Source organism: Rhodococcus sp. KRD197 (genome assembly GCF_017168235.1).
Lineage (GTDB): Bacteria > Actinomycetota > Actinomycetes > Mycobacteriales > Mycobacteriaceae > Rhodococcoides.
This window is the reverse complement of record NZ_JABFAO010000011.1, coordinates 624,238-647,670: the sequence shown is the minus strand read 5'-3', so window position 1 is coordinate 647,670 and position 23,433 is coordinate 624,238. Positions and strand designations below refer to the sequence as shown.

Sequence of the window (23,433 nt, the reverse complement as noted above, 5' to 3'; positions counted from 1 at the left end):
GCCCGCCTCGTCCGAGTGGTATCCGCTACTGCCCACAGCCGAGGAGAACACCATGTCGCGTATACCTTCAGTCGCCCCGCAGGATGCATCGTTCCTGGTTCGGATGGCATATCGGGCCGCTGCCAGGAGGCTCGGAGCGGTGCCGGAACCGTTTGCGGTGACGGCCCACCATTCCCGATTGTTCTTCGTTTCGCTCACTCACGAACTGGCGGTGGAGAAGGCGTCGACCTCGCTGCCCGCGAACGTGCGTGAACTTGCCGTGTATCGAGTTGCGTGGGTGCTGGGCTGCCAGTGGTGCGTCGATTTCGGGACGATGCTGCAGCGCCTGGACGGACTCGACGTCGATCGTCTGCGGGAGATCGGCAGCTACGAGACCTCGCCCCGATACAGCGAGGACGAGCGTGCGGCCATCGCTTACGCGGACGCGATGACTGCCACTCCGGTGGAGGTGACGGATGCGCAGGTTGCCGATCTGGAGCGCAGGTTCGGCCGTGCAGGTGTGGTGGAGTTGAGCTATCAGATCGGACTGGAGAACATGCGAGCTCGAGTCAATTCTGCTCTCGGCGTTGCCGAACAGGGGTTCAGCTCGGGGGAGTCGTGCCGGGTGCCGTGGGAGCGGTGAGTGCCGAATCGACGCCGTGGAGCTTTTCAGGGTTCGCGAAGTCGTAGAACGCCCAGACCACGCCGTCGCGGACGGTGAAGCCCCCCGCGCGGGCTGGGAAGCCAGTATCGCCGCCCAGCCCGGCCGTGAAATAACCGAGTTGTCCGTTGACCGATGCCAGTTGCATCGAGGTGAGTGTCTGCGGCCCGTGTTTCGAGATGAGCCCGAGGTAGAAGCGCGCACATTTGTCGGGGCCGAGCACGATCCGGCGGGCGGTGCGCGTCGTGCCGCCGCTGTCGCCGATCAAGCGGCAGTCCGGGTGCAGGGCATCGACGACGCGATCGAGGTCGCCGCTTGCCATGGCCGCCATGAGCCTGGTGACGGCATTGTCGTGCTCGGTGTCCGGGACAGGGTCCGGGGCATCACCGAACTGCCGGCGTGCACGAGAGGCGAGTTGCCGGGCGGATGCGGGTGTCACGCCGAGAATGGACGCGATGTCGCCGAACGGGACGGAGAATCCGTCGTGCAGCACGAAGGCGACGCGTTGGGGCGGCGTCAGGGTGTCGAGGACGACCATCGCGGCCAAGCGCGCATCCTCGCTGCGGACGACGGAGTCCAGGGGATCGGGCGCAGCGCCGCTCCCTGCGTTCCACGCTCCCACCACGGGTTCCGGAAGCCATTGCCCAACATAGCTTTCGCGTCGAACCGCGGCCGACTTCAGTCGGTCGAGACAGATGCGTCCTACCACCGTGGTGAGCCAGCCGCGCAGGTCGTCGATGGATTCGTGGTCGGTGCCGCGCAGCCGCAGCCAGCTCTCCTGTACCGCGTCCTCGGCGTCGGCGACGCTTCCGGTGATGCGGTAACCCACGGACAGCAGGTGATTTCGGTGTGAGTCGAATCGTTCGGCGAGCGCGCTCATGATGGGTGAAGTGTAGGCCCGGTGTCGGTCACCGTCGGTAGTGTTGTCCTATGCGATTCGGACTCTTCATTCCTCAAGGTTGGCGGCTCGATCTGGTCGGTATCGACCCAGCTGCGCAGTGGAACGTCATGCGAGATCTCGCGACGGCTGCCGACGCGGGGCCGTGGGAATCGGTGTGGGTTTACGACCATTTCCACACTGTCCCCGAGCCCACCGAGGAAGCGACCCACGAGGCGTGGACGCTGATGTCGGCGTTCGCGGCGTCGACGTCGCGCATCCGTCTCGGTCAGATGTGTACGGCGATGGGTTACCGCAATCCGGCGTATCTGGCGAAGGTGGCTGCCACCATCGATCTCATCTCGGGCGGACGCGTGGAGATGGGGATAGGTGCAGGCTGGTACGAGCACGAGTGGCGGGCGTATGGGTACGGGTTCCCCTCGGGTGGGGAGCGCCTCGGTGCGCTCTCAGAGGGAGTGCAGATCTTCAAGCAGGCTTGGGAGACGGGGTCGGCGACGCTCGACGGCAAGTACTTTTCGGTGGACGGCGCACGCGTTTGGCCCAAGCCACTGCAGGAGGGCGGTATCCCCATCTGGATCGCCGGCGGCGGCGAGAAGGTGACGCTGAAGATCGCGGCCCGGTACGCCGACTACACCAATTTCGACGGCACCCTCGACGGCTTCACTCGCAAGTCGGAGCTGCTGAAAGGTCACTGCGAGAGCGTCGGCCGCGATTTCGAGACCATCGTGCGCTCGGCCAACTACAACGTTGCCATCGGCAGCTCGGAGGCCGAGGTGGCGGATCGATTGAAGCAACTCGAGGATCGTCTGTCCGGGTATGTCGGCGCCGAGAAGGCAGCGGGAGCGCTCGATGCCTTCCGCGGCCTGCCCGGGGTGGGAACGCCCGAGCAGATCATCGACAACCTGACGAAACTGAAGAACGAAGGCCTCGGCTACGGCATCTTCTACTTCCCCGAAGCGGCCTACGATCGGTCGGGTATCGAACTGTTCGAGCGTGAGGTCATTCCGGCGCTCTCGTGAGCTACCGCAGATCCTCGGGAATGTCCTGCGGGTCGACCAGAAGTTGCTGATTCTCTGTGCCGCGCACCTTCTCGGACATCCCGATGTTGGCTACGAGCAGCGCCCACTCGGCTTCGGTGATCGCTTCGGTGGCGCGCTCTATCACCGTGGTGTCGGCTGTGCCCCACGCGATCGGCATGGGGGAGACCATCTGCCAGGTCTCGCCCGCATGGTTGCGAGTGCGGTCGGCGAGCACCGATACCGAGGGAACCAACTCGCCCTCGACCAACTCGTGGCCCGGCAGTGCACGAACACTGCGCGTCACGAGCGCGTAGTGACGGGACCCAGCGTCGGGCTTCGCGATGTCGACCAAGGCCAGCAGCGTCACGCCCCGGGCCTTCGTCTCGGCGATGATCGCGGGAACCAGGGGGCCGTCCGCGTACAACTGCTCGACCGTCCCGACCTTGCGCGGCGCCCACACCGTCACCCACAGCGAAGCCGCGGCCGCGACGAGGAGAAGCGCACCCAGAACGAGCGACCACGTATGGGCCAACCAGAGCAGCCACACACCCGCTGCCGCCAGAATCACGGCGGTCACGATCGCCGAAACGCGGAGCCGCCGCACCTCGGCGATCGTCTCGTTCACGGACTTGGCGTGGGCTACATCGACAGGAAACTGGAATCGGCGCACAAGCCCATTACTAGCACGAGCGGCCCGAGCACGGCCTGCCGCGCTCAGATTGCGGGACCGAGCAGGTCGTCTGCATCGGTGATCCGGTAGGCGTACCCCTGCTCGGCGAGGAAACGCTGGCGGTGCGCGGCGTATTCGGCGTCGAGGGTGTCCCGTGAGACGACGGAATAGAAGTGCGCTTGCCCGCCGTCCTGCTTCGGACGCAGCAGCCGTCCCAGCCGCTGCGCTTCCTCCTGGCGAGAGCCGAAGGTCCCCGACACCTGCACCGCCACCGACGCCTCGGGAAGGTCGATGGAGAAGTTGGCGACCTTGCTCACCACCAGCGTCGCAATCTCGCCTCGGCGGAACGCGTCGAACAGCACCTCGCGCTCCTTGTTCTTGGTGGACCCCTGGATGACGGGGGCGTTCAAGGCTTCACCGAGCTCGTTCAATTGATCGAGGTACGCACCGATGACCAAGGTCGGTGCGCCTACGTGCTTGTCGAGGATGGACTTCACGACGGCGACCTTGGTGTGCGCCGTCGAGCAGAGCTTGTAGCGCTCCTCGGGTTCGGAGATGGCGTACGCCATCCGTTCGGCATCGGTGAGAGTGACCCGAACCTCGATGCACTCGGCGGGCGCGATCCAACCCTGCGCCTCGATGTCCTTCCACGGTGCGTCGTAGCGCTTGGGTCCGATGAGAGAGAAGACGTCCCCCTCCCGGCCGTCCTCGCGCACCAGCGTGGCGGTGAGCCCGAGCCTGCGGCGTGACTGCAGATCTGCCGTCATCCGGAACACCGGAGCGGGCAGCAGGTGGACCTCGTCGTAGATCACCAGGCCCCAGTCGCGCGAGTCGAAGAGTTCGAGGTGCTTGTATTCGCCCTTGGTCCGACGCGTGATCACCTGGTACGTGGCGATTGTCACAGGTCGGATCTCTTTGCGTTCGCCCGAATACTCGCCGATCTCCTCCTCCGTGAGCGAGGTCCGCGCGATCAGCTCGCGCTTCCATTGCCGACCGGCGACGGTGTTGGTGACCAGGATGAGGGTCGTTGCCTTGGCCTTGGCCATGGCAGCGGCGCCGACCATCGTCTTGCCCGCGCCGCAGGGAAGCACCACGACGCCGGAGCCGCCGGCCCAGAAAGAATCGGCCGCCATCTCCTGGTAGTCGCGGAGGTGCCAGTTGCCGCCTTCGGTGTCCAGCTCGATCGGGTGTGCTTCGCCGTCGACGTAGCCGGCGAGGTCCTCGGCGGGCCAGCCGATCTTGAGCAGCATCTGCTTGAGGTGCCCGCGCTCGCTCGCATGCACGATGACTGTGTCCTCGTCGACCATCGCGCCGAGCATGGGTGCGATCTTCTTGTGCCGCATGACCTCGGTGAGCACTGCTCGATCGAGGCTGATGAGGGCGAGGCCGTGGATCGGACTCTTCACCAACTGAAGCCTGCCGTAGCGGGCCATGGTGTCGACGATGTCCACCAACAACGGCTGCGGTACCGCATATCGCGAGTAGTTCACCAGCGCGTCGACGACCTGTTCCGCGTCATGTCCGGCAGCTCGAGCGTTCCACAGCGCCAGCGGCGTGATCCGGTACGTGTGGACGTGCTCTGGTGCTCGTTCGAGCTCCGCGAACGGGGCGATAGCACCACGCGCTTCACCGGCCAGGGGGTGATCGATCTCGAGCAACAGCGTCTTGTCGGACTGGACGATCAACGGTCCGTCGGTCACTGGTTCCTCCTACAGAACTTCCCGTCACGGACGAAAGTGCGCAACTTCTCCATTGTCCACACCTGGCGCCTCCGGCGCATGTGCGTGGAAATACGGGACCCGCTATGTACTTCCACGCACATGCGGCGGAGCCGCGTCAGACGAGTGCCACCGACGTGATGCGGTGCAGTGTGAATCTGCGGATCTCGCCGGTGGCGGGATCGAAGGCGTCGAGCTGGCCGCCGCCTATTCCGACGGGGTCGACGACGCGTTGCGACGCCGTGCCCTGCGCATCGACGTACCCGATGGTGACACTGCGCTTGACCTTGACAGCTGTCTGCAGCAGCGCCAACGTCGCGGTGCCGGTCGCTCGTGTTCCGTCCGAGCGGACCTGCTGCCCGCTGGTCTTCGAGGCGCGGTCGCCGGCCCGCAGTTCGGTGACCAGACGCCCGAGCTGATCGTCGGTGGGGACGGCGGGGTTGCGGAAGTTCGCCCGGGTGCGCCGGAGCGGGACGCGGGCGCCGCGGCTACGCAAATCGACGATGGCGCCGTTGGCGTCCTCGCCGGCCGGGGCGAATCCCGCGGTACCGAGCACGTTCATGACCTCCACCAGCGAGGCCTGCGAGATGGCGACGGTCGGCGCGAGCGCACGCAGTCCCAGCTGCTCGGCTGCGGCCGAGGTGAGCACCTCGGCGAGCAGGGCCGGGTCCTCGCAGCGCACGAACGAGGAGGCGACCCCCGCTCGGAGCCGTCCGTGTCGCCGTGCGACGTCGTCGATGAGATAGCTGAGTCCCTGCGGCACTGGCGTACGTGAATGCACCGAGAACAGCGAGTGCAGTTCGGCGGCGCTCATCCCGACGTCGAGCGCGCGGCGGAGGCTGTGCTCGGTGATGCGGTACATCGTCGCTGCTCCCGCCGATTCGACGTCGGCAACGAGTTGAATCCGATCGTGCAGATCGGGTTCGAGAGGACCGGGCGCCACGAGCGTCAGATCGGCCTGCAACAGGATGTGGTCGACGGGGGTGGGCAGTGCCTGGCGCATTGCGGCCTCGGCATCCCCGCCGTGCAACAGCGCGCGGCCGGGGCTCGACAGTGCCCCGCGGGCCACGATTCCGAGCGTGGTCGCCTCGTCGAGCATTCGCTGAACGGGGCGCGGCGAGAACCGAGCGGCCGCGCGTGGCCTCTGCCATGCGAGACCTCGGGAGACCTCTGTCGGCGTCGTCGCGGTTCCCGGTCCCAGCCCGGCGAGGTAGTCGAGGATCGCGCGCCGGTCGCGCGGTGCGGCCGGCGATCGAACCTCCTCGGACAGGGCAGCGACGGGCTTGTCGTTGGGGTCACGCATGCCGATGAGCCAAGGCGCGCGCTGCAGGTCGAGCCAGCTCGACGCGATCGCGTGCCAGCGGGCCGAGGGGGTGGCCACGATCCACCCTTCGACCGCGGAGGTCGGTGCCCAGTAGTCCTCACCCGAGTCGTTCGACGGGAGAGGATCCGGCGTTCCACTCGAGATCAACGATGCCGCTGCCAGCAGTTCGACGAGCAGACCGACCTGCTTCTCGTCGAGCCCGGTCACCTTGGTGATGCGCTTGAGTTCTCGGATCCCGAGTCCACCGGCTTTGAGAGCGGGCGCGGGCGCAACCGACAGGGAGTCGATGACGGCCGCACAGTGCCGAACCAGTTCCAGTGTCTCGCCGGCCGCGGCTGCGTTGACATCGGACAGCGGGTGCTTGCTCGTCTGCGGTTTGGGTGCCTTCAGGGAGGTCGGATCCGACATCGGTTCCCCGCGCAGAGCCTGCCCCACCTGATGGGGAAGTTCGACGGTTTGCTCGTCGAGCCAGGTCAGCAATCCTGCGTGCAGCAGCTTCTGGACGGGCTTGTCCGCCGAGGTTCCCGGTGCTGCGTCTCTGGTTCGACCCACCGGTGACGACCGGGCGAGGGTGTCCAGTAGTCCGCGTTCCTTGTCGTCGAGGGTCGCGAGCGCCGCTGTGACGGCGTCCGGTGCCAGCTGGTCGGCGGAGTCGAGGATGCGGCCGATACGCCACGGGACGGCGTCGCGGGCTGCCGGGGTCATCCGAAGCGTGCGCTGGCCCCAGACGAGCGCGCGGTCGCGGAGCGCGGTCAGTGCCGCGTCCACGGCCTTGACGCTCGCGCGGCCCGATACGCCCGAGTCGAGCTGCGCACGTGTCACCGGAATCTCGTGTGCGCCCTCGATCGAGAGCAGCTCGAGAATGGTCAGGGCAAGCGTGTCGAGGGAGTCGGCACTGCGGAGGATGGACGCGCGTTGTTCGGCTCGGCCGGCCAGTACCTCGATGGTCGAGGGAGGCGGGACGGTCAGGTCCGGTCGCAGCGTGAGCAGGCCCACGAGTTCTGTGTCGGTACGGGACGTAAGCCACGTGGCGAGGTCCGGTGGCGCTGCTGTTTCGGTCATCGCACATCAGATTAGTGACCTGGACTGGTGTACGACGCAGCGCAGGTGTCAAAATGGGCGCATGGTGAACAAGTCGAAGAAGCCCTATGTCGATCCAGGCTGGCCGGAAACCGCGCGCGGTGATCATGCGGTGTCCGAACTGGCGTCCTCACGGGCGGGAGGTTTGTCGCCCTACGGCGAGGAGATCGAGTTCCCGCTTCCGCTGGACCAACTGCCCTACGCACACCCTGTGACCGTCATCAACCGCTGACGGCTGGCCCCGGACAACGAGAAAGGCCCCCGAGCAATCGGGGGCCTTTCTGGTACCTGGGTGAACTCTACTGAGGCAGGAATGCCTTGTTCGCCTGGTAGAAGTCGATGATCTGCGGGTCGAGTTGGATGCCCTCGGTCGCATTCTGGACCAGGGTGACGATCTCCTGGTTGTTGGTGATGGTCTGCACGGCGCTGGTGATGCCGTCGACGACCTCGGCGGTGCCGTCGACCGTCGGAATGCTGGTGAGGTCGGGAAGCTGCGGTGCTTCCGGAGCTGCTGGAGCGGACTGCGGCGAAGGCGTCACGCTGCGCTCGGTGGGCGAGCTGCTCAGGCCGAGGCTCGACGAGCAGGAGGGCCATGCGCCCCAGCCCTGCGAGGCGAGTACCTTCTCGGCGACTGCGATCTGCTCTTCACGTGAGGCCTGGTTGGCGGTGGCCGCGTACTGCTGGCCGCCGTGCGAGTTCCAGGTGCTCGGGGAGAACTGAAGGCCGCCCTGGTATCCGTTGCCCGTGTTGATTGCCCAGTTGCCGCCTGCTTCGCACTGTGCGAGACGGTCCCAATCGGAATCGGGGGCTGCAGTCGCGGTGCCGGTGAAGGCGATGCCCGCGGTGCTCATGATCGCGCCGGTGACGGCGACCTTGGCCACGGTGCGACCGGTGGTGGTCGGCTTACGATGACGTCCGCTCATACGATTGAAATCCTCTCCACAGGCGCCTGCGAGGTCAGCTGTCGGGTTCGGGCTGAGAGGTAGCCCGGCCCAATTCTCCGTAGGGAGTGATTGGGCTTCACCCCAAGAAAGTCCTGCCGGAGCGGGTCTTTCGGTTATCCGAGAGGACGTGTGGGTCCCCCGTCCTCGTCCCCTGGGTGTTCGTTGGGGGGCCGTTTCCCGCGGGACGAGGTTTGGCGCTGCGGGAGCCGGTGTGACCGAAGTTTCTCAGCCGCTGATGACCGTAATGGACAGGGCCTCCAATGTCACCATTCGATAACTGTTGTGTTGTGGAGGCGTTCGCAGTCGGTATCGGACCGTGTTTTCGGTTACGGACGAACCTGCAGGCAGTGGCGCCGGAGTGTCACCGACGCCCGCCTGTTGCTCATCCGTTACCCACTTGTTATGTGACAAACGTCACATCAGTCCGAGTGGGGCTGAAGTGACGAAAGTGACGGAGTGTCCTCCGGTCCGTGAAGCACGCGGAGGATCGTCAACGGCTCAGGTTTCCGTACGTGTGGATCAGGGCGACGAGCGCGGCATCTTCGGCAGCGGTCAGCGTGACGAGGGCTTGGGCGTGCGCCCAGGCGAGCTTGTCCTGCGCGGCTGCCCGGACGTGGTCGGGCCCGGCGGTGGGGGAAAGACCCAGCTTCATCGCTGGCGAGGAGTGCTCGACGAGTCGACGTAGTTCGTGGGTGACCGGGGACGCCGGATCGGCGCCGAGCATCGCTTCGAGGTGTCCGAACAGCACGACGGTGTGTAGAGCCGGGTCCGACCGCAGGCGATCTACGATGTCGCGAATGCGCTCGCGTTCGGGGCGACTGTAGGCGAGGCGGTCGAGTTCGCCGAGGATGCGGTGGGCCCGTTTGACCGCCGCGAACACGCCCAGATGAGAGGCAAGGATATTCTGCAGTCTCGGCACACCGGAATGCGTGACGAGCCAGTCGTTGAGCGCTGCAGCGCCCTGTGCGGCGACGCTGCGGCCGTGGATCGTGCCGTATTCGCCGAGCAGGTCGACCAACCTGCCGCGCATGTGCGGAGGGACGAGCGCGTCGTCGTCGGAGTCGAGCAGGTCGATCAGATCGAACGGGTCGATGCCGTGCATGGCGTGCAGGGCGCGGGCGTCGGCTTCGGTGAGAGCTCCGGTGTGCGAGGTCTCGGCGAGCAGACCTGCGATCGGAACGACGGTCATCACGGTATCGGCGAGCTGGGCCGACAACCGTGTCGCGTGTTCACCCGCATGTGCGAGCGGATCGCGGGCTCCGAGGGCGCCTTCACCGAAGCCGTCCGCGCGCGAGAGCACTCCCAGGGTGGTCAACGGGGTGAATCCGAGTTGGCGGAGGAAATCGATCTCGTCCGCCCGGGGAGCCCCGTCGAACAAGAACACTGCGGCGTCGGCATCGACGGACGCGGTGCGGGTCTGGTCGTATCCGTCGATGAGGACCCGCCGGGTTCGAGCTTCGTTCTCGGCCGTCAACGTCGCCAGACCCGGGGTGTCGACGAGGGTGTAGTCGCGGATCGCGGCAGAGGGCAACCACCGGTGCAGGTAGGCGATGTCGTGCGGCGCGATATCGAGGCCGTGGATCCGGCCCCGTTCGGTGGGTACCGGTGCCCGGGTGCCGTCGAGGAGCACTGCCTCGATGCGGGCTGGTGCACCCTCTTGGTACACCGAGACGACACTGGTGGCTTCGAGCGCGGCGGTGTCGGCGATCTTCGCACCGATCAGGGCGTTCACCAACGTCGATTTTCCGGCTTTGAGTCGGCCGACGATGACGATCCGCGGCGGCGACCACAGGATGGCGCCGATGCGGTTGGCGTGGCCGGCCAAATCCGGGCCGAGTGCCGCGAGGGCATGCAGGGCGCGATCGAGTCCTGCACGGACCGGATCGAGCGGCATTTCGGACGCAGTCATCGCCCCGCTCCGGTGAGTTCGGCAATGAGTGCTTCGGCGCGGGCGATGTTGCCCTTCACCACCTTCAGATTGTTTTCCAGGCGGTCACGTTTCTTCTCCCGCACGGCAGTATCCGACCGCGCACTCTCTTCGGCGTCCGTGATCTGCGTCTGCAACTGTGCGATCGAGGTCTTGAGATGCTCGCGATAGCGGATCACGATCTCCGGGCGGGCCAGGGCGATGGTCGATTCGAACGTCCGGGCTGTCGCTGTCTTGGTCGCCGCAGTCGTTTCTCGCATCCAGGCAAGCAAATTCGTCTTACCGGCACGCATGGCCCGAAACCCCAGGTTGAATCCCACCCACGCGATCCCCACCACGGCTCCGACGCCCACGACAGTGGAGAGTCCGACGATGCCGCCGAGCATCGACGATCCCATCACCCCCATGGTCAGCATCGACGGATCGAGCAGGCCATGACGTTTGCCGGCGACGGAGTGCGTGTCGAGCGTGCGGCCGGACAGGGTGGCTACGACCTGCTCGTAGATCTCCTCCCACACCACATCGGAATCGAATCGCGGTTTCACGATGGTGGTGTAGAGCTGCTCGAGGAACACCGTCATCGACTCGGCCATCGCCGACTGGAAGTCCCTCTCCATTTCGGCGGTGAAGTGCTGCGGATTCTTCCGCAGCACCTCCATCCCGTTCTTGTTGATCCTGCTCGTCCACTTCTCGCGGATGCCGTCCAGGCGTCGGTCGAGTTCGTCGGTGGCGTTCTGCCGGATCAGCGTCAGATCGCGTTGGAGATACTGCTCCCACTGCTGGGAGTGATCTTTGAGCTCTTTCAGTTCGTCGAGCTGCGCGGTCAGGTCTGGGACCACCCGAGCAGCATCGTCGATCGCTGCGATCTGAACGGCGAGGTCGTCGGCGAGGCTGCTCAGTCCGCCTACCGCGGTCCGTAGCCCGCTGGCTGCCGGAAGCTGACCGGCGACAGCAAGTTTCGTCTCGATCAATGCGCGTAGCGCCGTGATCCCGGAACGATGCTCGGCAGCGTCGCGGGAAGCTCCTGGTGGCATCTCGGCGGCGGCGACGGCCCGTAGGCTCGAGACCCCGAGCACCGGAATTTCGCGACCCAGATGTTCCCGCAGCAGGGCAGTGTTCTGCTCGACGATCGGCCTCCACCGACGCACGTTCTTGTCGGTCTTGGTCACCACCACGATCAGCGCCTCGACGCCAGCGCCGGCGCCGGAGATGAACTCCATCTCCGGTGCGGTGAGCGGGGTGGACGCGTCGCAGACGATCACCACCACGCATGCTCGCGCTGCGGTGTAGGCCGCGAGAGCGGCGTACGAGGGATCGAGGCCGCCGACACCGGGAGTGTCGATGACCGTCGTGGTCCCCATCCGGTTGCCTGGCACGGCGACGACTGCACGGGTCGGCAGCTCCACCGCTCGGGCATCGCGGACGCGTGCGCCTTCGCAGGAGACCCAGTCCTCCAGGTCGGCGTGGGTGATCGCCTCGGTGCGGTCGGGATAGATCAACTCCGCGCCCCCGCCCGGTGCACCTGCATCGGTGTCGGTGAACGACAAGGTCGTCGAGGTGGTCACGTCGACACCGACGGGGGAGGCGTCCCGGGCACCGATGAGAGCATTGACGAGGAAACTCTTGCCGCGCTTGACTTCTCCGACCACCACGACAGTGCGGGCAAGGTCCTGCGCGGCGCGGCGAGCGGCGAGGTCGGCGACCGCGTCGAACTGGAACGGGCGCAGAATCTTGGTGGTGATCGTCTCGAGCAATGCCGCGGCGCGATCTGTGGCCGGGGCAGGAGGCGCTGCTGCATCACTCACGTTCGCTGCCCCTCCGCTTCGTTCGCCCTCGATTGTCGACCCCCGTGCGCATGATCTGCGCGGGTGTCGACTCTAACCCCGGCCACCGTCGGGCGCGGGACGGTGCCCGATCGGCACCGTCGTGGATCGGTCGAGAGGAACTGGTGCCCTCGGTGCGGGAACCTTGTGCGGTGCCGGATGCATCCAACAGTCAGTGACACCGACAACGAGCCCGGCACAGTCATATGCGACCGGGCTTTCAACCGAGAGGATCTTCGCGTGCGTACGAGAACATGGCTGAGGCGTGCAGGGGCGATTGCCTGTGCCGGTGCGGTACTGGCCGGATGCGGCACCGACACCACAGACGGCCTGGCCGTCGCGAAATCCGGCGGAGATGCGAGCCCGGAGAGCAGTGCGGTCGACCCGGCGGCACTCGATACCGGAAGCTATCCCACGAGCCCGGCTCCGGAGTTCGGTCGTGCCACCAAGGACAACATCCTGGACGTGGAAACCCAGCGATTGGCCGAGTTCGTCGTGGTGCCCTTCGAGGTGGACCCGAACTTGGTCACAGTGAAGATGCCCACGATGGTCATCCGCAGCCACGAGAACCTCAATGCAGTACTCAGCGGGAATGCTGCCGACGTCGCCGAAACCCACGGCATGCTCTACGGGTACGTCTCCACGGCCGCAACTTCGACCACGGCCGTCACCGACCCGTCCCGCTCGCTCGTGCAGATGGTCCTGCGCTTCGAGACCTCCGACGACGCTGCCGCCGCAGCCCAGGAGATGCACGCCGGGTTGACCACCGTCGATTCCGACGGCACCGGCGTCGAGACCCCGGAGACGATCGGAATCCTGCCCAATACTCTGGTCTCGACGTCGGAATACACCTACAGTGCTGGTCCTGAGGTGTCCGTCAACGCGTTCACCGCGCACAACAATTACCTGCTCTACACCTGGGCCAAAGCACCTGCCGACGAGAAAGAGTGGACCGCTCAGGCCGTGGCTCGCGCGCTCGATCTGCAAGGTCCGCTCATCGACCAGTTCCCGGCGCAACCGACTCTGGCGCAGAACGGGGGCGAGCCTGCCGAATTGCCCATGATCGACCAGGACAAGATCCTCCTCTACGCCATTCCCGAGGAAGACGAGCAGGCGGATTCCGGTAACGACATGGCTTCTTACGGCCCCCGTGGAATGTCACACCGCTCGACGAACCCGCCGTTGACCTACCGCGTTCTCACCGAAGCCGGTTCCGACCACAACGCGGTGTACAAGACCAACGTCTACCGGGCGTCCGACGACGCCGGTGCGCAGATGATCGTCGAGGAATTCCGCAATGACCTCACCTCGCAGGGATACGTGGAAGCGCCGTCGCCGCAGGGGCTTCCCGACGCAGTGTGCCTGAGCAAGGACACCACGGACGGGACGACCGACTATTGCTTGGTTGTCAACGGGCGCTATGTCGGCGAAGCGTACGGAACGGACGACAAGAAGGACGTCGACCAACAGATCAGCGCCCAGTACCTGATCCTCGAACAGGCCGACCAGAACGCAGCGTAGAGCGCGGCCGGATCGAACTCGGAGCCGTCCGGCACACCCCAGCGAATGGGATGTGCCGGACGGCTTTTGCCGCGTTCGATGTCTCTCTTCGTGCCTGCAACCCGATTGTCAGTGGACGTCGGTACGGGGACCGAGCAGGAGGGCGAGCTGTTTACGTGCACGGTGGATGCGGGTCTTGACCGTCGCCACCGACACACCTTGATGTTCGGCGATGTCGGCGTAGGGCAGGTCGGCGAATTCGGCGAGCACGATCGCGACGCGAAAGTCCTCGGGTAGCTCGTTCAAGGCTTGGTGGACGACGGATGCGGTGGCGACCCGGTCGTCGATTCGAGGCTGGTCGTGGCCGAGGTCGATGCCCGGCTCGTCGGTGGTGTCGTCGTCGAGGCTCGAGGTCGGTTTGCGGCGGCGCACGACAGCGAGGGCGGCATTGACCGCGATGCGGTGCAGCCAGGTGCTGAAGCGTGCCTCGCCGCGGAACCTGTGCAAATTCTGCCAAGCGGCAGTGATGGTGTCCTGGAAGGCGTCTTCGGCATCGTGGGTGTTGCCGGTGATCTGTAGGCAGACGTGCCAGGCATTGGTGCGGTATCGGCCGACGAGGTCGGCGAATGCACGGTGATCACCGAGGCGGCATGCAGCGATCAGCTCTGACTCGCTCATTCCACCCCCCGATCGATGCTGCGAATCTTCGCCGTGTCCACCCCGGCGGAGAGATAGTACCCACGGGTACGAACCCAGGCGGACGTGAGCGTGCCCGCGGCAGCATCGAGCTTCCACGGAGCGTTGCAGGGCCCGGCGGTAGGTCGCGTCAAAGCAGGTCGTCGCCCGGCTGGTCGGGATGCCCGAGGTCGATATCGAGGTGGTGACCGAGGTCGTCACCCGGTCCTGCGTCGTCGGTGTCGATTCCCAGGTCGTCGGCCAGGAGAAGGTCGCTCTCGCTGTCACCGTCGGCGAGATGAGGTGCTTCGTCGTCGAGCACGATGCCGTCGAGCGCAGTGTCGTCGGGGCTGAGGTCCTCGTCGTCGAGCACGAGGTCCTCGTCGTCGGGGACGATGGGACGATCGTCCATCTCGGGAACGAGGTCGGAATCGACGGCTGCGTCGGGGGCGAATGCGGCGTCGAGGGTGCGGTTCCAGACCTCGTCGGGAAGCGGTGGCAGGTCGCCGGCGAGCTCACGCAGCAAGGCCATGTGGTCGTCGGTCATCGTTCACCTCGCTACTGTTCGATCGACTCGGCTGCGGGCTGTGATGGCGCGCCTCGAGGTCCGGTGTGTTCATTGTGCCTGTTGGTTCACGAGCGAAGCGAGATGACCGTCGTTCTGGGCGTCCGCGTGTCGGATACGGGCGGTGCCGTGGTGGTCGAGTCGGTGCCGGCCGGCATCAAATCGGGATCCGAATCGTCGGCTACGAGCATCTGATGCCCGGAGTCGGCCCAGGCTTGCTCGAACTGCTCGATCGGAACCTCGAGTTGATTGCCGTACGGTACTCCGGGGTCGGAGAGGATGACGACGCCGCGTGCGTCGTCGATTCCGGCGACGACCAGGACATGATCGGGGCGGTTGTCTTCGATGCCTTCGTGCTCGGGTTTCCAGATTTCTCCGGAGTCGACCATCGCGACGACGCCGTGCCCGTTGTCGAGGGCCGAGCGGAGATCGTCGAGAGACCCAGAGCTGATGGAGGCGGGCACGCCCTGATCTTCGAGAAGGATCTCGATGGCGGGCAGTGTCATTCCGCCGGCAGGATCATCACCGGCCATCAGCCCCAACTCGACTGCGCGGTCGACGAGGTGTCGGGGGTCGCTGATGTCGGCCTCTGTGTATTCGGCGACGAGTTGTCCGACGACCGCGGGGCCACAGTATCCGTCGAACTGTTGGTAGAACCAGTTGATCGTCCATTGCGCAGGGTTTCCGTGCACTGCATCGGCATCGCTCGGTGACGTCGGAACATCGACGTCGGAGAGGTCGATGTCGAGTGCAGGGTTTCCCGTTGCCAGGGAGTCGGCCGCGGAGGGTGCACCCGACTCGGGTCGTGTGTCGACAGGTTCGTGCTGGTCTTCACGGTGGGGGCCGGCCGGTGCACCGATCAGCGCGGCGACTGCCATGCTGTCCTCGGAGTAGTCCGTGGTGACCTGCTCTGCGACAAACCTGTCGGCGAGATCATCTGTCGCATCGGACGGCCACATCGCGGTCGTATCGAGCTCGTGCATCGGTCGGCCCCCTTTGTCTTCGAAGAATGCTCGGTCAGAGGTCGCTGTGCGATTCGGCCGGATACGTGCCGGCCTGCGCGTGGTAGTTGTCGTCGGCGGGAATGGTGGATTCCAGGCTCTCGATGCTTCCGAGATCCGTGTCGGCGCTGGTGGCCACGGTGTCGTAATCACCGTCACCGTTGCTGTCGAGCTGACCAAGATCGAATCGGCCGTCACCGTCGGTGTCGACGAGGGTGGCGTTGACGCGGCCGTCGGCATCGGAGTCGAGCATCGCGGTGTCGAACCGGCCGTCGCCGTTCGAGTCGATCAGCAGGACGTCCGCGTCACCGTCGCCGTTCACGTCCAGCAGTGTTTCGGTGATCGCATTGCCCTCGATGGTGTCCTGGCGGACCGGCGCACCGCTGACGGGGTCGTGGAACGTTGCCAGATCGACCGTGCCGTCGTCGTCGAGATCCTCGGCGATGCGGATGCTGCCGTCGGACTGCTGCGCTACTGCGGTCTCGTAGGTGCCGTTCGAGTCGGTGTCCTGCTCTATCAGGGTGATCGTGCCGTCTTCCTCATAGTGGGTGGTGGTGTCGATTCCGTCGACTCGCGAATGAGTCAGATCGACGAGACCGTCGCCGTCCACATCGCGTGGCGAGACGTAGTCGACCTGACCGTTGACCCCGATCGTCTCGTTGACCGTCGAGGCAGCCGGTGCCTCGGCAGGGGGCACCGATTCCGATGCGTTGGCCGCGGTGTCGCCGTAGGTGGCGGTCGACGGGTCGGCGGTCACCTCTGGCGACGATGCTGCCGACGATGCTGCCGGTACCGGTGTCGTGTCGACGTCGTCGGATGTAGAAGTGGCAGCAGAGATTTCGTTCATTTCTTCCTCCATGGCGTTGGTGATGGCGTCGGCTTTCTCCTCGACACTCAGGGTCGGATCGCCGGCGATCGCGTCGAGCTTGGCTTCGTACTCGGCGGAGTCGGTGCTGTCGTAGACGGCCTTGTCGTCGTTCTGCATGGCATGTCCTCTTTCTGGCGTGTCTTTTGGAGTTGCTGTCGTTGTTGCGGTCGATAGTTGGATGCACTCGGGCCCGCGAAAGGTTCCCGGGTACCGAAAAAGAATGTCCCGACTCGAGGATCGGTCATCGTCCTACAGCGCTTCAGAAGCGGCAGGAGGGGCTGCCAAGACCGGATTGGTCCTGGCAGCCCCTGCTGTGGAAAGTGTTGTGGCCGAGTCTCTTCGGCTTGCTAGTTGATCAGTCCTGCGCGGCTGAGGAAGGTCTTCGCGCCGTCGGCCCCGACCGCGTCGTAATAACCCACCATCACACCGGTCGCGCCGTTGGCGTAGGCGATGGAATAGGCACCGGTGATCTCTGGAGCGGACAGGTGTGCCGCAGCAGTGCGAGCGACGTTTTCCACGATCTGATTGTCGGCGGCCGCGGTGTCGTTCTGATTCCCTTGCCGGAGCCGCAGGACCTGCTTCTTTGCATCGCGGATGTCCACCGAGACCGTGATGTAGGACGCCCCACTGTTCTCCTCGACTATTCCGCTCGTCAAAAAACTGTCCGCCGCGATCTGGCATTGCAGCTGCGCACCGCCGTTGTCGGTCTCTCCGGTCTGTTTGCAGTCCGAGAGCTCCGAGCGCAGCGCCGATGGAAGGGCCGCGACGACAGCCTCTTTCGTCGTCGGCGGCGTGTCCCCGTTTCCGCCTCCCGACGCGGCAGCCGGATCGACGTCCTGTGCCACACTCGAGCTCGGCCCGTCTGCGGTCGGTGTGTCCGAATCGCCGCTGCTTCGATCGAGGACGAAGAATCCTGCCAGGGCTGCGATCGCCGCGACCGCGACTGCGGCACCTGCCATCGCCAACTTCTTGTGCCCACCCGTAGCGGGATCGGGGTGCGCGGGTGCTCCGGTCGACGGGCTCGGCCACTCGGCGAACGCAGTAGTAGGCGGAGTGGGTACCGCTGGAGCCGGCCATGTCGGTTGTGGTCCCGGAGTGCGAGTCGAGCCCTGCGGGCTGTGGATCGAGCCCTGCGGGCTGTGAGTCGAGCCCTGCGGGCTGTGAATCGAGCCCTGCGGGCTGCGGACGATCGGTGCGGCGGCTGCCAACGCTCCTTGCGCCACCACGGTTTTCGGATCGTCCAGCGTCGCGATCGGTCCGAGGGGGCGCAGGCGGTCGTGCACTGCCGGGATCCTCGACGACCCGCCGGTGAGGTACAGCGCTTCGAGTTGGCCGGGCGCGGTGATGCGGGCGTCGAGCAGCGTCGCCCTGGCCAGCTCGACTGCCTTGTCCAACACCGGGGAGATCAGCTCTTCGAACTCGTCCCGGGTGATCTGGAAACGTTCGGTGCGCCCGTCGCCCGTGACCGTGATCGTTGCAGACGGAGCCTCCGACAGCAGTTCCTTCGCCCGACGGATCGAATCTTCGAGTGCATACCGCACGTCCAGAGCGGCTCGTGTGCGGACGAAGTCGAGCAGATCGGGGTCGCGGACATCGAGTTGCTGGTCCACCCAGCGGCGCATATGCGCGTCCAGGTTCTTTCCGCCCAACCCGTTGTCACCGCGGGCGGCTACGACGTCGAAGCTCCCGCGGGCGTTCGCTTCGAGAACCGCGACGTCGAGGGTGCCTCCGCCGAAGTCGAAGACCGCGATTTTCGTTCCCGGCGTCACCGTGTGCGCGCGGGTGTAATAGTGCGCGGCCGCGCGAGGCTCGGACACCGTGGTCACCTGAGACGGATCGTGACCGAGCTGGGCGGCGGCATCGAGCAACACCTGAATCTCACGTCTCGACCAGGCTTCGGGATGTGTCAGCACCAGCTTCGACGGCGCGGTACCGCCGTGAGCAGCCCTGGCACGTGCGATCACAGAGTCGAGAACAGCAGCCACCGGTACAGCCGCGGGGACCGTGTACCCGTCGACCGTCACCACCCCCAGCCCGATTGCGCGTTTCGGGGCCGGGATGAACGCGGCAGGGTTCGACTCGGCGCGGTCGGTCGCTACGTCTCCGACTGCGATTCGGTCCGGCGCTTCGACGAAGACCGACGACGACATCGTCGTGCGATTGTGCGACAGAGTCAGCGCCTCCACCGCACCACTGATCGGGCTCGTGTGCGCTGCAGCGGTATTCGAGGTACCGAAATCGATCGCGAGTGCCCAGTCACGTACAGCCATCACTGCCGAACCTCGCGACGAGAGTCGAGCATGCATCCACGGCATCGCGCCGTCACAGTGCACCTGTACACAGTCCATCCGCCCTTCTCGCATCGGCCGGGCATCGAGGCGCCACGACCGGGAAGGAATTTACCTCCACCTGAAGTTGGATGCTGCGACCCTGCGAAAGGTTCCCGTGCCGTTCCACAACGGGACCGTGCCCTGACTTCAGGCGTCGACGATGTCCTTGCCGAGAGGCATGAGCGAGATCGGGATCATCTTCAGATTCGCGATGGCGAGGGGGATGCCGATGATGGTGATCGCCATTGCGAAGGCAGACACGATGTGCCCGATGGCCAACCACACACCCGCCACGATCAACCAGATGACGTTCCCGACCACCGAGGCGACTCCGGATGTGGGCTTGTCCACCACGGTCTTGCCGAACGGCCACAGTGCGTAGACGCCGATCCGGAACGAGGCGATGCCGAACGGAATGGTCACGATGAGAATGCAGCAGATGATGCCTGCCAGGAAGTAGCCGAGCGCGAGCCATAGCCCACCGAAGATCAACCAGATGATGTTAAGGATCACTCGCACGATTTCTTCCCCAACCTATTTTGCACGCCTGCCGGACAACAACGCAAAGACTATCGCGAGAACGAATCCAGTCGGCGCCGCAAGCATTGCAGTCAGGTAAAGCCAAAGCGGCGGCTCGTTCCCGCCGACCGCAGGCACCAAGAATATCGCTGCGATGGCGAGGAGTCCCGCTGCGAACAGAGTCAGTGCTATTCGCAGGAGTGCGGAGTTCGCGCTGCGTCGTCGTTCTGTCACGGGAGCAACGGTAGCTGCGAAGAAAACCGAGGTGCCCGGCACCTACCCTTCGCGCTAGACTGGTGTATTCGCGTCCTGCTTGTTGTGCGGGGCGCGAAATTTTATGCCAGCAAGACCATACGAGACAAATGGACGGGTGAGCGCAGTGCCTACCGGCAAGGTGAAGTGGTACGACGTCGACAAGGGATTCGGCTTTCTCTCGCAGGAAGAAGGGGAGGACGTCTACGTCCGCTCCTCTGCGCTGCCTGCAGGCGTCGAAAGCCTCAAGGCGGGCCAACGCGTCGAGTTCGGTGTGGCTGCGGGCCGTCGAGGTCCGCAGGCGTTGACACTCGAGGTTCTCGCTCCCGCACCCACCGTGCGACAGAACACTGCCAATCGTCGCGAACACGTCGAGCGCAAACACACCCCCGACCAGCTGCACGGCATGGTCGAGGACATGATCACGCTGCTCGAAGCGACCGTGCAGCCTGAGCTGCGCAAGGGCAAGTACCCGGATCGCAAGACAGCTCAGAAGATCTCCGAGGTGGTGCGCGCCGTCGCGCGCGAACTCGACAGCTGACTATTCGATAGCGATCGGCTCGATGGTCGCTATCGACCAGATCGCGTGCGAGATGATCTCCTCCTGCTGGGTGTCGGAGTCGATGATTCCCGAGGGCAGTCGAATCTCGACACCCAGTAGTTCGCGTCCGTCGCCGTCCACCGGAGGCACGGTCAGGTGCAGTTTCGCACCGGGTAGGTAGAAGGTGTCGGTCTCGACGATGTCGCTGCCCTCGCCCGCGTACACCGCTGCCGCGATCCACGGGGCCGACGTGATCTCCGACGGCAGAGACAGCTGCAGCACGCTGTGCTCACTCACCGGCAGCACCGTGGTGACGCCCTCGCTTTCGCACAGCGGGGCGTCGACCGGGCAGTACAGAAACGGCTCGACGCTGACGGCCTTCCCGTTGGCGAATGCCGTGATCGTCGGTAGATGCGCCGGGGCCTGCCGGATCAACATCGTCAATCCCGCGACGAACGCAACGGCCAGGACGACGAGTCCGGCAGTTCCGATGGCCAGTAGCTTCTTGGTCTTCGGTGCGAAGTTCACTCAACTCACGTTCTGTCTGTGGTAGCTATCGGTAATTTCTTGGTCGGCGTGCTCGGGTCGATTGCCGCCGAACCCGGGTAGCAGGGTCTTGCCGCGGTAGGTCAGGAACGTCTGGACGAGTCCGAGGGTCAGCACCACCGACACGACGGTGAAGCCGAGCCAGAACTCGGTGGGGAGCAGTACGCCCGCTGTTCCGCCGAGAACCCAGCAGAGTTGCAACACAGTTTCCGATCGTCCGAATCCCGAGGCGATCGACTCCGGTGGTAGGTCGGACTGCAACGACGCGTCGAGCGAGACCTTGGCCAGCGCGCTCGCGCACGAGGCCACCAGCGCTACCAGAGCCGCTGTCAGCAGACTGTCGGTGAGGGCGGCGACGATGGTGACGGCAGTCGCGGCGGCGGTGCACCGGAGGATGACGATGGCAGGTTTGCCCAGCTCGAGCCGCGCACCGGTCGCATTGCCGGCGAAGTTGCCGATCGCGGCGGCGGCTCCGACCAGACCGAGCATCGCGGCCTGCTTGACGGGCTCGTGATCGGTTTGTGCTTTGGCGACGAAAGCGACGTAGAGCGTCAGAAAACCGGTGAGCACCCGGATGGTTCCGTTGCCCCACAGTGCAGTGATGACGGCCTTGCCGAGCGGTTGGCGTCGGTTCTTCGGCGGAGCCGTCGCGCGAATCTCGCGTGCGACGACGGTGACCGCGGTGTCCTCGCCGTGGTAGCTCAGGGTGGCGGGCACCTCGCCCTCGGTGACCTCGACCCACGACGGAATGCGCATGCTCAGGTACGCCCCGAACACCGTGATGATGGCCACGAACCACAGCGCGCCGGGTGAGTCGGCGACGAACGCGATCAGTGCAGCGATGCCACCTGCGACGATGGTCCCGCCGAGCAGACCGAAGACCGTCAACCGTGAATTGACGCGGACGAGGTCGATCTCAGGTGGCAGAACACGCGGTGTCACCGCGCTCTTGAGTACGGCAAAGGACTTGCTCAGCACCAGCATGCCAAGGGCTGCCGGATAGAGCACCCAACTGTCGAAATTGAACACCAGTACCACCGCCAGCACCGTCCGCAGCAGGAACGATGTCGCGAGCGCCACTCGGCGGCCGTGCTGGAACCGGTCGAGCATCGGTCCGATCAGCGGAGCGATCACGGCGAAGGGCGCGATCGTGATGAGCAGATACAGCGCGACCTTGATCTTGTCCTCCCCGGCGGCTGCCGAGAAGAACAACGTGTTCGCGAGCGCGACGGCGAGGGCGGCATCGGAGGCGAAGTTGGCCATGGTCGCGTACGTCAACGCGGTCAGACCGGACTTGTCGGCTCCGTCAGCTTTCGCGGCGCGCTGAAACGAGGCGATGCCCTTGCCGGTGAGTTCGCGACTGCGCATCGCAGCGACCCGAGTGACCGTGAGCTTTCGGGGCATCCGCGGCGCCTTGGGGTGCCGCTTCGTGCTCCCCGGCGGGGGCGTCACCGGATGCAGCGGTGGCAAGGGTGTCCGGCGACCGGTCACGCGGGTGGTCGGCGAGTCGGTGTCCCGGCGGGGCACGGCTGGGTCACTACCGGCGGGTCGGTTGTCGTTGCTGCCGGCGGGTCGGTAGTTGTGGAACCCGGGGTGGTCCTCACCCGCTGGGGCGTCGGAGTCGCGGGGATCGGTCACGAGATCAATTCTGTCCTAAAACGTCGGTCGGTGAGTACATCGACTCACTCACAGCTGTTGGAACTCCACCTCGTACATGTTCGGCCACAGCTTCCCCGTCACGAGAAACCTGTCCGTGCCCGGAATCTGCGCGATTCCGTTCAGGACGTCGGCGACGGCGCGCTCGGCCCCGGTCAGTGATTCCCATAGCGGTGACGCGTTGATCATCGCGGTGACGGCGCCGGACTGCGGGTCGATTCGGGCGATGTCGAAACTCTGCCAGACGTTCGCGTAGACGTAGCCGTCGGACGCGCATTCGAGTTCGTTCAGATTCGACAGCGGTCGACCACCCAACGTCACCTCCTTCTCCTCGATGACATCGAACGAATCCGCATCGCGAAAGGTGAGGGTGGACGATCCGTCGCTCATCACCAGACCGGAGTCCTCGCTGTGACACAAACCCCAGCCCTCGCCGTCGTAGTCGACACGGCGTACCTCGGCGAGTGTGCCCGGATCTCGAGCGAACGCGACGCCGTCACGCCAGGTGATCTGCCACGCGATGTCACCGGCGACGGTGAACCCTTCGCCGAAGTACTCCTCGGACAGGTCGGCCTGCCGCAGCACTGCGCCCGACTCGAGATCGCTCACCCGGACGTAGGACGTGCCGTTGCGGCCGGTGCTTTCGAACAGCTCGTTGCCAGAGACCTCCAGACCCTGGGTGAACGCAGTGGGATCGTGGGGGAGTGTGCGTGTCACGGCGACGGTCATGTTCGACGCCGCAGTGTTCGACGCCGCGGTGTTCGGTGAGGTGTCCTCGCTACTCGCCGGGGAGCACGCAGCGAACACCAGGGCCACCGCGGTGATAGCGGCCACAGTGGCGATAGGGGCCACCGTGGTGATACCGGCTACCGCGGTTGTGCGGCCCGAAAACTGGCGTCGCGAGGCCGTCATCACTCCATCATGGCAGCCCGAACTG

Annotated in this window: 22 protein-coding genes and 1 riboswitch; of the genes, 5 read left to right on the top strand and 17 right to left on the bottom strand. The window is 65.4% G+C overall.

All coding sequences use genetic code 11. The features are described 5' to 3' along the window. The first annotated feature begins 52 nt into the window (after positions 1-52). Entirely contained in the window at positions 53-622 is a 570-nt protein-coding gene (locus tag J1M86_RS18845; RefSeq protein ID WP_075841065.1) for a carboxymuconolactone decarboxylase family protein, read from the top strand. On the opposite strand, the gene J1M86_RS18840 is transcribed toward J1M86_RS18845, so the two are convergent. Further along, the gene (locus tag J1M86_RS18840) at positions 582-1,520 is read right to left on the bottom strand and encodes a sigma-70 family RNA polymerase sigma factor (protein ID WP_206510943.1); all 939 of its coding nucleotides are present in this window, start codon (positions 1,518-1,520) and stop codon (positions 582-584) included. The two genes, J1M86_RS18845 and J1M86_RS18840, sit on opposite strands and share 41 nt — an antisense overlap. 50 nt (positions 1,521-1,570) lie before the next feature. Here J1M86_RS18840 and J1M86_RS18835 point away from each other — a divergent pair, with 50 nt between their 5' ends. Beyond that, a complete protein-coding gene (locus J1M86_RS18835; protein ID WP_206510942.1) occupies positions 1,571-2,557 on the top strand; it encodes an LLM class F420-dependent oxidoreductase in 987 nt (328 codons plus the stop codon). Position 2,558: 1 nt separating this feature from the next. Here J1M86_RS18835 and J1M86_RS18830 read toward each other — a convergent pair whose 3' ends face one another. The 3 genes from J1M86_RS18830 to J1M86_RS18820 form a co-directional block, all read right to left on the bottom strand. Then, positions 2,559-3,227, bottom strand: a complete 669-nt coding sequence (locus J1M86_RS18830; protein WP_206510941.1) for a DUF3239 domain-containing protein — start codon at positions 3,225-3,227, stop codon at positions 2,559-2,561. Between the two features lie 44 nt (positions 3,228-3,271). After that, on the bottom strand, positions 3,272-4,927 hold the full coding sequence (locus tag J1M86_RS18825; RefSeq protein WP_075841067.1) for a DNA repair helicase XPB: 1,656 nt from the start codon (positions 4,925-4,927) through the stop codon (positions 3,272-3,274). A 136-nt stretch (positions 4,928-5,063) separates the two neighbouring features. After that, a complete protein-coding gene (locus J1M86_RS18820; RefSeq protein WP_206510940.1) occupies positions 5,064-7,331 on the bottom strand; it encodes a helicase-associated domain-containing protein in 2,268 nt (755 codons plus the stop codon). Positions 7,332-7,392: 61 nt separating this feature from the next. On the opposite strand from J1M86_RS18820, the gene J1M86_RS18815 reads away from it, so the two are divergent. Continuing rightward, positions 7,393-7,581 (top strand): hypothetical protein, encoded by a 189-nt coding sequence (locus J1M86_RS18815; RefSeq protein WP_206510939.1) that lies wholly within the window; start codon positions 7,393-7,395, stop codon positions 7,579-7,581. A gap of 67 nt (positions 7,582-7,648) precedes the next feature. Here J1M86_RS18815 and J1M86_RS18810 read toward each other — a convergent pair whose 3' ends face one another. The 3 genes from J1M86_RS18810 to J1M86_RS18800 all read right to left on the bottom strand — a co-directional run bounded on the left by J1M86_RS18810 (position 7,649) and on the right by J1M86_RS18800 (position 12,025). Beyond that, entirely contained in the window at positions 7,649-8,272 is a 624-nt protein-coding gene (locus J1M86_RS18810; protein ID WP_075841068.1) for a transglycosylase family protein, read from the bottom strand. 7 nt (positions 8,273-8,279) lie between these two features. Then, a riboswitch (cyclic di-AMP (ydaO/yuaA leader) is annotated at positions 8,280-8,500 on the bottom strand. A gap of 283 nt (positions 8,501-8,783) precedes the next feature. Continuing rightward, entirely contained in the window at positions 8,784-10,202 is a 1,419-nt protein-coding gene (locus tag J1M86_RS18805; protein WP_206510938.1) for a GTPase, read from the bottom strand. After that, the gene (locus J1M86_RS18800) at positions 10,199-12,025 is read right to left on the bottom strand and encodes a dynamin family protein (RefSeq protein ID WP_307786676.1); all 1,827 of its coding nucleotides are present in this window, start codon (positions 12,023-12,025) and stop codon (positions 10,199-10,201) included. The genes J1M86_RS18805 and J1M86_RS18800 overlap by 4 nt, the downstream gene beginning before the upstream one ends. 258 nt (positions 12,026-12,283) lie before the next feature. On the opposite strand from J1M86_RS18800, the gene J1M86_RS18795 reads away from it, so the two are divergent. Continuing rightward, positions 12,284-13,564: a hypothetical protein gene (locus tag J1M86_RS18795; RefSeq protein WP_206510937.1), complete on the top strand. Its 1,281-nt coding sequence runs from the start codon at positions 12,284-12,286 to the stop codon at positions 13,562-13,564. A 108-nt stretch (positions 13,565-13,672) separates the two neighbouring features. Here the strand turns inward: J1M86_RS18795 and J1M86_RS18790 are convergent, their stop codons facing one another. The 7 genes from J1M86_RS18790 to J1M86_RS18760 all read right to left on the bottom strand — a co-directional run bounded on the left by J1M86_RS18790 (position 13,673) and on the right by J1M86_RS18760 (position 19,735). Then, on the bottom strand, positions 13,673-14,221 hold the full coding sequence (locus J1M86_RS18790; protein WP_075841069.1) for an RNA polymerase sigma factor: 549 nt from the start codon (positions 14,219-14,221) through the stop codon (positions 13,673-13,675). A gap of 148 nt (positions 14,222-14,369) precedes the next feature. Continuing rightward, complete coding sequence (locus J1M86_RS18785; protein WP_206510936.1) at positions 14,370-14,765, bottom strand: hypothetical protein; 396 nt, start codon at positions 14,763-14,765, stop codon at positions 14,370-14,372. A gap of 86 nt (positions 14,766-14,851) precedes the next feature. Next, positions 14,852-15,766, bottom strand: a complete 915-nt coding sequence (locus J1M86_RS18780; RefSeq protein WP_206510935.1) for a C39 family peptidase — start codon at positions 15,764-15,766, stop codon at positions 14,852-14,854. Positions 15,767-15,800: 34 nt separating this feature from the next. Continuing rightward, positions 15,801-16,769 carry a VCBS repeat-containing protein gene (locus J1M86_RS18775; RefSeq protein WP_241260204.1) on the bottom strand — a complete coding sequence of 323 codons (969 nt, stop codon included), beginning with the start codon at positions 16,767-16,769 and terminating at the stop codon, positions 15,801-15,803. Positions 16,770-16,999: 230 nt separating this feature from the next. Continuing rightward, complete coding sequence (locus J1M86_RS18770; protein ID WP_206510934.1) at positions 17,000-18,922, bottom strand: Hsp70 family protein; 1,923 nt, start codon at positions 18,920-18,922, stop codon at positions 17,000-17,002. Positions 18,923-19,129: 207 nt separating this feature from the next. Continuing rightward, entirely contained in the window at positions 19,130-19,501 is a 372-nt protein-coding gene (locus tag J1M86_RS18765) for a YccF domain-containing protein (protein ID WP_206510933.1), read from the bottom strand. Between the two features lie 15 nt (positions 19,502-19,516). Next, the gene (locus J1M86_RS18760; protein ID WP_206510932.1) at positions 19,517-19,735 is read right to left on the bottom strand and encodes a hypothetical protein; all 219 of its coding nucleotides are present in this window, start codon (positions 19,733-19,735) and stop codon (positions 19,517-19,519) included. A gap of 145 nt (positions 19,736-19,880) precedes the next feature. On the opposite strand from J1M86_RS18760, the gene J1M86_RS26720 reads away from it, so the two are divergent. Beyond that, positions 19,881-20,294, top strand: coding sequence for a cold-shock protein (locus tag J1M86_RS26720; RefSeq protein ID WP_075837394.1), 414 nt, complete (start codon positions 19,881-19,883; stop codon positions 20,292-20,294). Here J1M86_RS26720 and J1M86_RS18750 read toward each other — a convergent pair whose 3' ends face one another. From J1M86_RS18750 to J1M86_RS18740, 3 genes are read right to left on the bottom strand one after another with little or no spacing between them, the layout of a single operon-like run. Continuing rightward, on the bottom strand, positions 20,295-20,822 hold the full coding sequence (locus J1M86_RS18750; protein ID WP_206510931.1) for a DUF2771 family protein: 528 nt from the start codon (positions 20,820-20,822) through the stop codon (positions 20,295-20,297). Continuing rightward, positions 20,823-22,478: an MFS transporter gene (locus tag J1M86_RS18745; RefSeq protein ID WP_206510930.1), complete on the bottom strand. Its 1,656-nt coding sequence runs from the start codon at positions 22,476-22,478 to the stop codon at positions 20,823-20,825. It lies immediately after the preceding gene. 48 nt (positions 22,479-22,526) lie between these two features. Next, positions 22,527-23,408: a glutaminyl-peptide cyclotransferase gene (locus J1M86_RS18740; protein WP_206510929.1), complete on the bottom strand. Its 882-nt coding sequence runs from the start codon at positions 23,406-23,408 to the stop codon at positions 22,527-22,529. Positions 23,409-23,433 lie beyond the last annotated feature (25 nt).

Bases quoted from the DNA above. Each gene is read 5' to 3' on its own strand.
- J1M86_RS18770 (WP_206510934.1), bottom strand. From the start codon at position 18,922: ATGGCTGTACGTGACTGGGCACTCGCGATCGATTTCGGTACCTCGAAT.
- J1M86_RS18815 (WP_206510939.1), top strand. From the start codon at position 7,393: ATGGTGAACAAGTCGAAGAAGCCCTATGTCGATCCAGGCTGGCCGGAA.
- J1M86_RS18840 (WP_206510943.1), bottom strand. From the start codon at position 1,520: ATGAGCGCGCTCGCCGAACGATTCGACTCACACCGAAATCACCTGCTG.
- J1M86_RS18810 (WP_075841068.1), bottom strand. From the start codon at position 8,272: ATGAGCGGACGTCATCGTAAGCCGACCACCACCGGTCGCACCGTGGCC.
- J1M86_RS18790 (WP_075841069.1), bottom strand. From the start codon at position 14,221: ATGAGCGAGTCAGAGCTGATCGCTGCATGCCGCCTCGGTGATCACCGT.
- J1M86_RS18775 (WP_241260204.1), bottom strand. From the start codon at position 16,769: ATGCAGAACGACGACAAGGCCGTCTACGACAGCACCGACTCCGCCGAG.
- J1M86_RS18845 (WP_075841065.1), top strand. From the start codon at position 53: ATGTCGCGTATACCTTCAGTCGCCCCGCAGGATGCATCGTTCCTGGTT.
- J1M86_RS18805 (WP_206510938.1), bottom strand. From the start codon at position 10,202: ATGACTGCGTCCGAAATGCCGCTCGATCCGGTCCGTGCAGGACTCGAT.
- J1M86_RS18780 (WP_206510935.1), bottom strand. From the start codon at position 15,766: ATGCACGAGCTCGATACGACCGCGATGTGGCCGTCCGATGCGACAGAT.
- J1M86_RS18820 (WP_206510940.1), bottom strand. From the start codon at position 7,331: ATGACCGAAACAGCAGCGCCACCGGACCTCGCCACGTGGCTTACGTCC.
- J1M86_RS18740 (WP_206510929.1), bottom strand. From the start codon at position 23,408: ATGACGGCCTCGCGACGCCAGTTTTCGGGCCGCACAACCGCGGTAGCC.
- J1M86_RS18835 (WP_206510942.1), top strand. From the start codon at position 1,571: ATGCGATTCGGACTCTTCATTCCTCAAGGTTGGCGGCTCGATCTGGTC.
- J1M86_RS18785 (WP_206510936.1), bottom strand. From the start codon at position 14,765: ATGACCGACGACCACATGGCCTTGCTGCGTGAGCTCGCCGGCGACCTG.